Raw genomic sequence first — 12499 nt, 5'->3', positions numbered from 1 at the left:
GATCTTAATTTTTGCCCAGAGTGGTGCAGTTTAGCCAGACGTTCAAAATCTTGTCTTAGAATGGGTTTGAGTAATTGATGAAATACGGTATTCTGATGTGACAAAACCTGAGTCCTTTATAGTTAAAGTGTTTGTTTGCACTCATATTTTAACTATTTAGACTCAGGTTTTTTTATTTAAAGCAAACTATGGGACAGTAGTGAGCTCATGCTGCCTTTGATGATTAAATTTTTATTTTTTTAGGCTAAATAGAACATTTAGAAAGATAGCGGCAAAGGTTGCTGTACCAATTCCACCTAAGTTAAAGCTTCCGAATAATAACTCGAAATTACCCGCACCTAAGATAATTGTCACAGATGCAACGATCAGATTTTTATTATTAGAGAAGTCGACTTTGTTTTCGATCCAGATTTTTGCGCCAGCAATGGTAATTAAACCAAAGACCACAATTGAGGCACCCGTAAGTACCGCGGTAGGGATTGTGCTGATCACGGCACCAAATTTTGGTGATAGACCTAAAAAGATTGCAAAGACACCAGCGATTACAAAGACGATGGTTGAATAAACACGGGTAACAGCCATGACACCGATATTTTCACCGTAAGTCGTCATCCCTGGTGCACCCACACCACCTGATAACGTGGTTGCTAAACCATCGGCAACAAATGCTTTACCAAGTTGAGGGGTTAGGTCTTCGCCTGTCATTGCACCCACTGCTTTGATATGACCTAAGTTTTCTGCAACTAAAATTAATGCAACAGGTGCAATAATTAACATGGCATTCATATCAAAAGTAGGATGCGAAAAGCTTGGAATACCAAACCATGGTGCTGCCGCGATTTGTGAAAAATCGATTGGTTTTCCAAAGCCAAGCACATTCGTCGCGATGACGTAAATGGCATAGGCAATCAGTAAACCTACCAACAGTAATAAACGCTGTAATAAGCCTTTGGTAAATACCGCGATAACACCCATGCTCAGCACAGTGATGAGCGCCATCCACATTTCAAAAGGCTGACCTGCAACACCTTTGATTGTTACTGGAGCAAGATTTAAACCAATGATCATTACGATCGCACCTGTTACAACAGGTGGCATTAATTTTTCAATCCAGCGTGTGCCTGTCAACATGACGGCAAAGCCAATTAAAGCATACAAGATACCGCAAGCAACGATACCTCCAAGTGCAACTGATAGATTCGGGTTTGCACCAGAGCCCGTGATGTGACCTGTAGCGGCTGCAACCACACCAATAAACGCAAAACTTGAACCGAGATAACTCGGTACACGTCCACCTGTGATCAAGAAGAAGATAATCGTACAAATCCCTGACATTAAAATCGCGAGATTTGGATTAAAACCCATCAGCAATGGCGCAAGAACAGTTGCTCCAAACATTGCAAATGCGTGTTGTACCCCGAGTACCGCGCTTTGTAAGGGCGGTAAATATTCGTTTGTCGCAACAGGGCGATGATCAATCTTCCCCTGATACGGCTGCCATTTTGGAAACCAATTTGACATAAAGTAGACTCATTATGTGATATCAGCGCGTATGATACCCTGTCTTAAATTATGCTTTCATCTATTGGTCATTGATCTGAATGAACGCAAATGGTCATAAATTTCATATTTTTACCTTTTGGTAAAATATATATGTAAATAAACTTTAGAATTCATTGTTGATTTTGATTGTTGTATTTGCAAAATAGCTCAATTTAATTTTTAAAATAAATTTAAAAAAATTTTGTCCAGTTGGCATATTTTGCCAATTTAGCCCTCATCAAACTGAATTATTTGATGAGGGTTAGACATAGAGAATGATTAACCTGTATTGCGAAGCCCTGCGGCAATACCTGCAATACTCACCATTAAGGCATGATCAACAGGAGTATGTTCTGTTTGATGCTCAGCTAAATATAAACGACGACGTTTCATCAACTCAGCTTGCAACAAATGAAGAGGCAGTAGATAAGGTTTTCTAACCTGCATCGACTGATCTAAGACCTCATTATTGCTCAGAAGTTTAGACTCACCTTTCAGATTCAAAAGTGTATCAACCGCATTTTGTAATCGTTGTCTTAACTCTATCCCGAGAGCTTTGAGGTCCTGATCATCAGTCAAATGAGATTCGTAATACAACGCAATGTCTGCATCTGATTTAGACAGTACCATTTCCAACATATCAATTAAGGTTTGGAAATACGGCCACTGATCTAGCATGTCATTGAGCGTATTTTTATGTTGTTCATGCACTTGATTAATTGCGGTGCCAGTTCCCAGCCAAGCGGGCAACATCAAACGAATTTGTGTCCAAGCAAATACCCATGGAATTGCACGTAAGGATTCGATGCCACCACTGACTTTTCGTTTTGCTGGGCGTGATCCCAATGGCAACATTTGCAACTCTAATTCTGGTGTAACGGTACGCAAATAACTCACAAAATTTGGATTCTCACGAACCGTTTGGCGATATACCTTAACGGAGAGATCCGTCATCTGATTCATCAAATCACGCCATTCTTTCTTAGGTTCTGGCGGTGGTAATAAAGTCGCTTCTAAGGTCGCAGCAGTATAGATTTCCAAGTTTTGTAAGGCAATCCCTTCTAAACCAAATTTAAAGCGGATCATTTCACCTTGCTCAGTCACACGAATAGCACCTGAGATTGAGCCTGGTGGTTGAGAAAAGAGCGCTTGTTGGGTTGGAGCACCGCCACGACTGATTGAACCACCACGACCATGGAATAGGGTTAATTGCACATCATGTTTTTTTGCAACCGAGGTGAGTTCTTCTTGTGCACGATATTGAGCCCAATTTGCTGACATAAAGCCTGCATCTTTGGCAGAGTCAGAATAACCAATCATCACTTCATGTTTGCCATGGATATGCTGCTTGTACCAATGCATATTAAACAAGGTATCCATGGTTTTGGCAGCGCCGTCCAAATCTTTCAAGGTTTCGAACAATGGCACGACACGCAGAGGATGTTGAATACCCGCTTCTTTTTGCAAGAGCAATACAGCCAACACATCACTTGGATATTCAGCCATTGAAATGATATAAGCCCCTAAACTCTCTGCTGGTTGCTCAGCTAGAGTACGCATAGTGGCAAACACTTCGAGCACATCTGGATGTTGAATGAGACTACCTTCTGGCTCATTCAAATACTTAGGTAATAATGGACGTTTACTTTGTAATTCCTGAATCAAGAAGTTTTGACGCGCTTGTTCTGTCCACGATTCGAAATTACCCAAACCTAAATATTCCGTAATCGCAGAAATGGCTTGACGATGACGACCTGATTCTTGGCGGATATCGAGTTTGAGTAGTTCAATTCCGAAACAATTCACACGATAGATAAAATCGAGCAGTTGTCCGTTGGCGATTTCAGCAAGGTTACTGTCCACAAGGGAGCGATAGCAAAGCAGAAGAGGAGCCAATAATTCATCTTTATTTCGAATGATATTGCTATCGTCGGCATCCAAACCTTGTAAACGTTGACCTAAACAATAACGTGTTGCTTTAAGTCGTTCACGGGTAATGCGTAGATATTCACGGTACGGCTCAGGATGTTCATAACCTAAAGCTTCACTAAGTTCTTTAGAACAATTTTGGATAGAAAGTTCCCAACGTAGATTCTCAATATCACGGAGGTATAAATCTGCAGCCTGCCAACGCGATAACCACAGAACTTCCTGTGTCACTTGATGAGTGACATTCGGATTACCATCGCGGTCGCCACCCATCCATGAAGCAAAGCGGATCGGCGCTATGCTGAGAGGCAAAGCTTGCAGGCAATGCTGTTGTGTTAATTCATTTAATTCACGAATAAATTTAGGTACAGCATTCCATAACGTTTGTTCAATCGTTGCAAACCCCCATTTTGCTTCATCTACAGGCGTCGGGCGGTGTTGACGGATTTCATCGGTTTGCCATGCAGAGGTGACTAGCTGTTTGAGTGTGGCGATGGTCTGTTGACGTTCACGAGGCGTTAATTTCTTTTGATCAAGCTGTGATAGACAATCCGTAATATCATCATATTTTTGGATCAGGGTACGACGACTCACTTCTGTTGGATGCGCTGTCAGTACTAGCTCAATTTTTAGATCGCAAATTTGTTGAAATAATTGCTGTTCAGAAATTTGCTGATTTTTAAATTTCTCAAATAGATGAGTGAGTGGATTTGGGCTAGGCGCATGCTCGTCAAACTCTGCATGACGTCGACTACGTACCACGTGATATTGTTCAGCGATATTAGCGAAGTTAAGAAAATGTGAGAATGCTCGTGTTAAGGGCAAAATCTCCTCATCTTTTAGCCCAAGAAAAAGCTGTTCTAACTGCTTCTCTGCTTCTATTTGACCGTCACGTGCGCCTTTTGCTAAAGCGCGAATTTGCTCAATTTGATTAAACAAATCTTGCCCAGCATGTAGTTTTAATGTTTCGCCAAGTAAGTTGCCCAGTAATCGGACGTCTTCCCGTAATGGAGCTGTGATTTGTTGAATCATTCTATTTCTCCTGATGTTCTCATTCGACTATAACGTGATTGAGAGACAATCCAAGAGCAGAACGTAAAAAAATGTGAATTTTATTTAATTTTTGGGTTGATATTTAAGCAAAAAAAGCTCAATCGCTTGTTGAATCATCTGATCGATTTCATTCGCGGTCGGCACTTCATCCAATCCGAGTAGAACTCGGTAATGACGTAAGCCCAACATTAAAGACACGATTAATTCAGTTTGTTTTAAAGGATCGTCAGCACGAATAAATTTAAGTGCAATTGCCTGCTCAAAAAAATTACACCAAACATTGCTCATACGTGTATGTGAAGCATCGAAAAACTGCTGTGTTAAAGGGCTTTGTTCTGCTGCGAGTTCGAACAATAAACGATCAAGTTTTAATGCCTCAGGAAGATAAATAATAGTTAAAGCACGATGGCACATCAGATAGAGTGCTTGTGTAAAATTGGTTTCTGCCGTGAGAATGATTTCTTTAGCACAAATAGATTCTTCACAGGTTTCTTCAATTGCACAGATAAATAAATTGGCTTTGTCTTGAAAGTGGTTATACACGGTCAGTTTCGTGACGCCTGCTTCTTTGGCAATTTGATTCATGTTGGCAGCGTGATAACCCATTTTTAGGAAAAGAGATTTCGCAGCCTGTAAAATTTTAGCTCTTTTTTCCAAATCTTTAGGGCGACCACTACTGTTTTGCACGTTATCGTTCTCTTTTAATTAAATTAAAAATCAAATAAATAACTTTAATTTTTAATTAGTGTACTCATGGGTATATTAATTAAAAAATAAACAATTTATCATGATATTCATATTGTGCCTTAAAAAATCAATTTGAATAAGAGCGAAAAAGAGATGAATCTGCTAAATCATGTAATTGTGGGATTGCTCGTACTCAGCAGTGTCACTTTAACAGCATGTCAAAAAGAGGTTCCAAAGACGGAAGAAATTCCTTATGTCATGGTCGCGCAACCGAGTAGTAATCATATTGATCAAAAAAGCTATGCAGGTGATGTACAGGCGAGACAGCAAACGGCATTGGCATTTCGTGTTGGAGGACAAATTACCGAACGCTTTGTTGATGTTGGTGATCGAGTCAGAGTTGGGCAAGTATTAGCGAAGTTAGATGTTAAAGATGCTCAGTTACAACTTAATGCAGCTAAAGCACAGCTAGACAGCGCACAAGCAGCAGCAAAAATTGCAGCGCAAGAATATCAGCGTTATCAGCAATTATTGCCAGTAAATGCAGTCAGTCGCTCACAATTTGATGCGATCAAAAATCAATACGAAGCGGCACAAGCAAGTTTGCAACAAGCACGCTCAAACTATGAAGTTTCTTCGAATCAAACGGGATATAACCAGCTGATCTCCAATAAAAATGGCGTGATTACCGAACGTCAAATTGAAGTGGGTCAGGTGGTTGCAGCAGGACAGGCTGCCTATCTGCTCGCGATTGATGGAGAGCGTGAAGTTGTATTTGGAGTCCCTGAACAAGCAGTCGCAACGATTAAAGTGGGGCAGCCTGCTTGGGTCACACTGTGGTCTCAGCCAGACCTTCGCTTTGCAGCTAAAGTACGAGAGGTTTCTCCTGCTGCTGATCAATCTCGAACATTTACGGTCAAGGTTTCCTTATTGGAAGGTCAATCTAGCATTCAGTTGGGACAAAGTGCGCGTGTATTCTTTGTTGCAAATCAAACGAATGTCCTCAGCGTCCCACTTTCTAGTGTGACGGCTAATGATCAGCAGGCATTTGTATGGGTCGTGACGACAAATAAGACCTTACGTAAAGTTCCAGTTCGCTTGGGTGCTTATGGTCGAGATAGTGTTCCTGTCCTGTCTGGTTTAAAAGCAACGGACTGGGTTGTGGTTGGCGGTGTACATTTGTTACGTGAGCAACAAAAGATTCATCCTGTAGACCGAGAGAATCGTGAAGTCACGATCAAAACTGGAGGTTAATCATGAAATTTAACCTCTCAGAATGGGCACTGAAAAATAAAGGCATTGTGCTTTATTTTATGCTGCTACTCGGCATCGTCGGGATTATGTCTTATTCCAAGCTGTCGCAAAGTGAGGACCCACCTTTTACCTTTAAAGTGATGGTGGTACAGACTTATTGGCCAGGTGCAACGGCTAAAGAAGTCTCGACACTCGTGACCGATCGAATTGAAAAAGAATTAATGACCACAGGTCAGTATGACCGCATCATGGCTTATTCACGTCCTGGAGAATCTTTGGTGACTTTTGTTGCTAAAGACAGTTTACCTTCGAGTGCAATACCTGATGTTTGGTACAACGTCAGAAAAAAGGTCAATGATATCCGCCATCAGTTACCCAGTGGTGTACAAGGACCATTTTTCAATGATGAGTTTGGCGATACTTTTGGCAACATCTATGTCCTTACAGGGAACGATTTTGACTATGCGGTAATGAAAGAATATGCCGATCGTTTGCAACTGCAATTGCAACGAGTCAAAGATGTGAGCAAGGTCAATTTAGTCGGATTACAAGATCAAAAAATATGGATTGAATTATCCAATACCAAAGCGGTGCAGCTCGGTGTACCTGTGACAGCGATTCAAGAAGCGATACAAAAGCAAAATGATATGGCAAGTGCAGGATTCTTTGAGACTGGCACAGATCGTATTCAACTTCGCGTCAGTGGACATTTGCACAGTGTAGATGATCTGAAAAAAATGCCGCTATTGGTCGGTGATAAAACCATTCAATTGGGGGATGTTGCTGATGTTTATCGGGGCTTCAGTGAACCTGCTCAGCCTCGCATGCGTTTTATGGGGGAAAATGGAATTGGCATCGCGGTTTCGATGCGCAAAGGCGGTGACATTATCGCTTTGGGCAAAAACTTAGAAACCGAATTTAATCATTTGCAGAAATCATTGCCTGTGGGCATGAAACTTCAAAAAGTTTCAGATCAACCAGTCGCAGTACAACGCAGTATTCAGGAATTTTTAAAGGTATTGGCTGAAGCGGTTATTATCGTTTTATTGGTCAGCTTCTTTTCATTGGGTTTTCGCACAGGACTGGTGGTGGCTTTGTCTATTCCACTCGTTTTGGCAATGACCTTTGCAGGGATGAATCTATTTGATGTCGGTCTGCATAAGATTTCCCTCGGTGCCTTGATTCTTGCACTCGGTTTGTTGGTCGATGATGCCATTATTGCTGTTGAAATGATGGCAATTAAAATGGAGCAGGGCTATAGCAGACTCAAAGCAGCAGGATTTGCGTGGCAAACCACGGCATTTCCAATGCTGACAGGAACATTGATTACCGCAGCAGGTTTCTTACCGATTGCAACGGCACAATCAGGCACTGGCGAATATACACGTTCTATTTTCCAAGTCGTAACCATTGCGTTAATTGTGTCATGGATAGCAGCCGTACTATTTGTTCCATATTTGGGTGAAAAATTACTCCCTGACTTCACCAAGCAACAACAGAAAGCAGCATGGTATTTGAGGCTTTGGGCGAGATTGCGGAAACAGCCTGAACCTGTTGTACAGGCACATGGACAGCACCATGATCCCTATCAAACCAAGTTTTATCAGTCTTTCCGTCGTATGGTAGAGCTCTGTATTACGTATCGTAAAACAGTAATCGGAGTCACGGTGGCAATCTTTGTTTTATCAGTTGCGATGTTTAAATTCGTTCCTCAACAATTCTTTCCACCATCTAACCGTGCAGAAATCTTAGTGGATTTAAAGCTTGAAGAAGGTGCGTCACTGACAGCGACTGAACAGGCTGTTAAAAAGGTGGAGTCATTCTTATCTAAACAAAAAGGGATCGATAATTATGTTGCCTACGTTGGAACAGGTTCTCCTCGCTTTTACTTACCTTTAGACCAACAACTACCGCAAGCCAGTTTTGCGCAGTTTGTCGTACTCGCATCGTCTTTAGATGATCGTGATGAAATTCGCCGTTCTTTAGAAACGCAAATCAAGCAATTATTGCCTCAAGTGCGTACTCGTGTTTCGTTGCTCGAAAATGGTCCACCAGTGGGATACCCATTGCAATATCGTGTTTCAGGAGAAGATCTAAGCACCGTGCGTCTATGGGCACAAAAAGTGGCAAAAGTGATGAGTGAAGATCCGAATACCACCAATGTGCATTTAGATTGGGGTGAGCCAAGCAAGATTATTGCTATCGAAATCGATCAAGACCGTGCGCGTCAAATGGGTGTTACGAGTTTTGATTTAGCCAATTTCTTGAATGCTTCGGTGACTGGTACAGTGATGAATCAGTATCGCGAAAAACGTGAGTTAATTGAAATTCGCTTGCGAGGAGATCAGGCTGAGCGTGCAGAAGTGGCATCTTTAGCATCTTTAGCCGTTCCGACAACGCAGGGCACAACAGTCCCATTGGCACAGATTGCAAAAATCGAATCACGATTTGAAGAAGGCTTGATTTGGCATCGTAACCGTTTACCAACCATTACTGTAAGAGCAGATATTCGTAGCCATCTACAACCTGCCACGGTAGTTCAGCAGTTAGCTGATCAGATGCAGGACTTGCGTGATGATCTGCCAAATGGTTATTTGCTCGAAGTTGGGGGAACTGTTGAAGAATCTGCTAAGGGTCAAAGTTCAGTCAATGCAGGAATGCCATTATTCCTAGCTGTAGTGATGACTTTGCTCATGATTCAATTACGCAGTATGTCGCGTGCGACGATTGTATTGTTAACCGCACCATTAGGGTTAATAGGCGTTGTTGCATTCTTGCTATTGTTTAATAAGCCTTTTGGTTTTGTGGCTATGCTTGGGACAATCGCCTTGTCTGGTATGATCATGCGTAACTCATTGATCTTGATTGATCAGATTGAGCAAGACATTCAGGCTGGACAAGCAGCATGGGATGCGGTGATTGATGCGACGATGCGACGATTCCGTCCGATTGTACTGACAGCACTTGCTGCAGTTCTTGCAATGATCCCACTTTCACGCAGTATTTTCTTTGGTCCAATGGCTGTTGCAATTATGGGTGGATTGATTGTTGCGACCTTATTAACCCTATTTTTCCTGCCTGCACTCTATGCAGCGTGGTTTAAGGTCAAAAAAGCAACATATCTAACGTAATTATTTTGTGAATAAAGGTGCGAAATATTGAAAATTTCAATATAGTAGCACCTATATTTTAAGACCAAAAAATAATTGAATTTCATTGCATGATTGATTTGGCAAAATGCATGGATTGAGGTGAAATAGAGCATGGGGCAAGACAATATTGAGCAGCATCGTCGCTATGTAGCGATTTCTTACGTGTTCATGTTTCTTGCATTATTTACAATTTTGTTTGCTGCGTTTGCATACATGTTTGCACGAAAAGTTGCGATTGTGGATAATGCCGAAGTTTGGATTCATGCGCATGCCCTATGGATCATGCGTAATGTGCTGTTATTTATTATGATGGCTTTTTTTGCCTCTTTGTGGTTTATCCCATTGTTCTTTTTTGCATGGGACAGTGCAATTTGGGTGACTGCTACAACAGTCGCAGGTGTCGTATTTAGTTCAATTGCTTGGTTATTCTTGTTGAATGCTTGGCTGAAAGGACTTTCTAAGTATTTAAAAAATAAAGCAGTTTTCTAATAAAGCTGCTTTTTTATTAACTTAGACCTTGTAAATTTGTAATATAGCCCCTATCTAGGCTCTGTTGATCTCAAAAATAAGATCAACAGAGCCTATTTATTCGTAGAGATTTAATAAATTCCGTGAGGAGCATCGCCAACCATGGCTAAACGTGATTATTATGAGGTTTTAGGCGTTTCGAAAACCGCAGGTGATGATGAGATCAAAAAAGCCTATCGTAAGTTGGCGATGAAGTATCACCCTGACCGTAACCCTGACAACGCTGAAGCTGAAGAAAAATTCAAAGAAGCATCAGAAGCCTATGAAATCCTGTCTGACAGTGAAAAGCGCAGTATGTATGACCGTGCTGGACATAGTGCATTTGAAGGCGGTTTTGGTGGTGGCGGTGGCTTCGGTGGCGGTTTTAGTGCCGAAGATATTTTCAGCCAATTTGGTGATATTTTTGGTGGTGCATTTGGTGGCGGTCGCCAGCAGCAACGCCAACGCCGTGGTTCAGACCTCCGCTATGTGATGGAATTGACCTTAGAAGAAGCAGTTAAAGGCGTTAAAAAAACCATTACTTTTACGGCTCCTGCACCATGTGAAACTTGTGACGGTAAAGGATCTAAAAATCCAAACGATGTCGAAACATGCCGTACTTGTCATGGTTCAGGTCAAGTTCGTATGCAACAGGGTTTCTTCTCTGTGCAGCAAACTTGTAGCACCTGTCGTGGTCAAGGCAAAATTATTAAAAATCCTTGTAATACTTGTCATGGCTCTGGTGTTGCAGATCGTCAACAAACACTTGAAGTTACTATCCCTGCGGGTGTGGACAACGGTGATCGTGTTCGCTTAACAGGTAAAGGCGAAGCGATTCGTGATGGTCAATCAGGTGATTTATACGTTGAAGTGGTTGTGCGCGAGCATGAAATTTTTCAACGTGATGGCGCTGATCTATATATGGATGTGCCAGTTAGTATCGCGGATGCCGCTTTGGGTAAAGAAATTGAAATCCCAACCTTGGACGGTCGTGTGAGTTTGAAGATTCCTGAGGGAACTCAAACGGGTAAATTATTCCGCTTACGTGGTAAAGGTGTTCGCCCTGTACGTAGTAGTATGGTGGGTGATTTACTTTGCCGCATCGTTGTAGAAACCCCAGTAAATTTAACCAGCCGTCAACGCGAGTTACTTAAAGAATTACAAGCCTCTTTAGATGGTGATGGTCATGCATCGTCTCCAAAGAAAAAATCATTCTTTGATCGCCTCTTTGATTAATAGGCATCAATAAAAAACCTGCTTCGGCAGGTTTTTTTATGGGAAATTTTAAATCCTCAGCAACCTTCATTTTTCAAATGAGGGCGCATTGTCTATCCTATAACATACTGAATTAGCAGAAATTTACCCTCTATTTTTAAAGAGGTGTTAGGGGGATTTAAGTCTATGATAAGTAATACTTTATAGATGTATAGATGCCATTCATTTGCTATAGTAGCGAAATTGTTTAAATAAAAGACTGGGAAACATTATGTCAACTTCTCCACGCATTGGGATCTTAGGTGCTGGCGGACGCATGGGCCGTATTCTGATTCAGGCTGTACAAGAAGCAGGCTATCAACTTGCAGCAGCAGTAGAACGCCCTGAAAGCAGTTTAGTCGGCGCAGATGCAGGTGAGCTTGCAGGCGTTGGAAGTTTGGGCGTAAAGATCGTTGGCAGTTTAGCTGAAGTATTAAAAGATTGTGAAGTGGTGATTGATTTCACTGCACCAGCCGCAACAGAACAACACTTAAAGCTTTGTCGTGAAGCTGGTGTAGCGATGGTGATTGGAACGACGGGCATGTCTGAGGAACAAAAAGCATTCTTAGATGAATCAGCAACTCAAACCCCAGTTGTTTATGCTGCAAACTATTCTGTAGGTGTAAATGTATCAATCAAACTTTTGGAACTTGCAGCAAAAGTATTTGGTGATACGGTCGATATCGAAATCATTGAAGCACATCACCGTCATAAAGTAGATGCACCGTCTGGCACAGCATTTATGATGGGTGAAGCAATAGCTGATACCTTAGGGCGCAACTTAAAAGAAGTTGCAGTCTATGGTCGTGAAGGCTATACGGGTCCACGTGATCGTCAAACTATCGGTTTTGAAACCATTCGTGGTGGCGATATTGTGGGTGAGCATACCGTTATGTTTATCGGTGAAGGTGAACGTGTTGAAGTGACGCACAAAGCGACAAACCGTATGAACTTCGCTTCGGGTGCAGTACGTGCAGCAGCATGGGTTGTAGGGCGTGAAGCTCGTAAATATGACATGAAAGATGTCTTAGGCTTTAACGATATTCAAGTATAAAAAGTTCCCTTTTTGCACTATAAAAAGAGCTTATTGCGCTTTCAATACATCCCAAAAAGCACGATAA

At 41.8% G+C, this 12499-nt stretch carries 9 protein-coding genes; 5 read left to right on the top strand and 4 right to left on the bottom strand.

Features of this window, described 5'->3' with window-relative positions; translation table 11 throughout:
- The 4 genes from F948_RS16885 to F948_RS14450 form a co-directional block, all read right to left on the bottom strand.
- Window positions 1-104 (bottom strand): DUF4372 domain-containing protein (locus F948_RS16885; protein ID WP_004965161.1); only part of this gene is annotated, 104 nt, incomplete at its 3' end.
- 127 nt (window positions 105-231) lie between these two features.
- A complete protein-coding gene (locus F948_RS14460; RefSeq protein ID WP_004910321.1) occupies window positions 232-1521 on the bottom strand; it encodes a solute carrier family 23 protein in 1290 nt (429 codons plus the stop codon).
- Between the two features lie 300 nt (window positions 1522-1821).
- A complete protein-coding gene (gene ppc, locus F948_RS14455) occupies window positions 1822-4503 on the bottom strand; it encodes a phosphoenolpyruvate carboxylase (RefSeq protein WP_004965157.1) in 2682 nt (893 codons plus the stop codon).
- An 84-nt stretch (window positions 4504-4587) separates the two neighbouring features.
- Window positions 4588-5211 carry a TetR/AcrR family transcriptional regulator gene (locus tag F948_RS14450; protein ID WP_004910315.1) on the bottom strand — a complete coding sequence of 208 codons (624 nt, stop codon included), beginning with the start codon at window positions 5209-5211 and terminating at the stop codon, window positions 4588-4590.
- A 153-nt stretch (window positions 5212-5364) separates the two neighbouring features.
- On the opposite strand from F948_RS14450, the gene F948_RS14445 reads away from it, so the two are divergent.
- From F948_RS14445 to dapB, 5 genes are all read left to right on the top strand, one after another.
- Window positions 5365-6465: an efflux RND transporter periplasmic adaptor subunit gene (locus tag F948_RS14445; protein WP_004910310.1), complete on the top strand. Its 1101-nt coding sequence runs from the start codon at window positions 5365-5367 to the stop codon at window positions 6463-6465.
- 2 nt (window positions 6466-6467) lie between these two features.
- Window positions 6468-9596 (top strand): efflux RND transporter permease subunit, encoded by a 3129-nt coding sequence (locus tag F948_RS14440; RefSeq protein ID WP_004910306.1) that lies wholly within the window; start codon window positions 6468-6470, stop codon window positions 9594-9596.
- 132 nt (window positions 9597-9728) lie between these two features.
- Window positions 9729-10106, top strand: coding sequence for a hypothetical protein (locus F948_RS14435; protein ID WP_004910303.1), 378 nt, complete (start codon window positions 9729-9731; stop codon window positions 10104-10106).
- Window positions 10107-10247: 141 nt separating this feature from the next.
- Window positions 10248-11360 carry a molecular chaperone DnaJ gene (gene dnaJ, locus F948_RS14430; RefSeq protein WP_004951083.1) on the top strand — a complete coding sequence of 371 codons (1113 nt, stop codon included), beginning with the start codon at window positions 10248-10250 and terminating at the stop codon, window positions 11358-11360.
- Between the two features lie 250 nt (window positions 11361-11610).
- Entirely contained in the window at window positions 11611-12432 is an 822-nt protein-coding gene (gene dapB / locus F948_RS14425) for a 4-hydroxy-tetrahydrodipicolinate reductase (protein ID WP_004965153.1), read from the top strand.
- Window positions 12433-12499 lie beyond the last annotated feature (67 nt).

Origin of the sequence: Acinetobacter junii CIP 64.5, from assembly GCF_000368765.1 — a bacterium.
In the GTDB taxonomy this organism is placed as follows: domain Bacteria; phylum Pseudomonadota; class Gammaproteobacteria; order Pseudomonadales; family Moraxellaceae; genus Acinetobacter; species Acinetobacter junii.
Note: the sequence above shows the minus strand (reverse complement) of the source record. Positions and strands in the feature narration are given on the sequence as shown.

Coding starts and splice junctions, on each gene's coding strand:
- F948_RS14440 (WP_004910306.1), top strand. CDS start 6,468: ATGAAATTTAACCTCTCAGAATGGGCACTGAAAAATAAAGGCATTGTG.
- F948_RS14445 (WP_004910310.1), top strand. CDS start 5,365: ATGAATCTGCTAAATCATGTAATTGTGGGATTGCTCGTACTCAGCAGT.
- F948_RS14435 (WP_004910303.1), top strand. CDS start 9,729: ATGGGGCAAGACAATATTGAGCAGCATCGTCGCTATGTAGCGATTTCT.
- dapB (WP_004965153.1), top strand. CDS start 11,611: ATGTCAACTTCTCCACGCATTGGGATCTTAGGTGCTGGCGGACGCATG.
- ppc (WP_004965157.1), bottom strand. CDS start 4,503: ATGATTCAACAAATCACAGCTCCATTACGGGAAGACGTCCGATTACTG.
- dnaJ (WP_004951083.1), top strand. CDS start 10,248: ATGGCTAAACGTGATTATTATGAGGTTTTAGGCGTTTCGAAAACCGCA.
- F948_RS14460 (WP_004910321.1), bottom strand. CDS start 1,521: ATGTCAAATTGGTTTCCAAAATGGCAGCCGTATCAGGGGAAGATTGAT.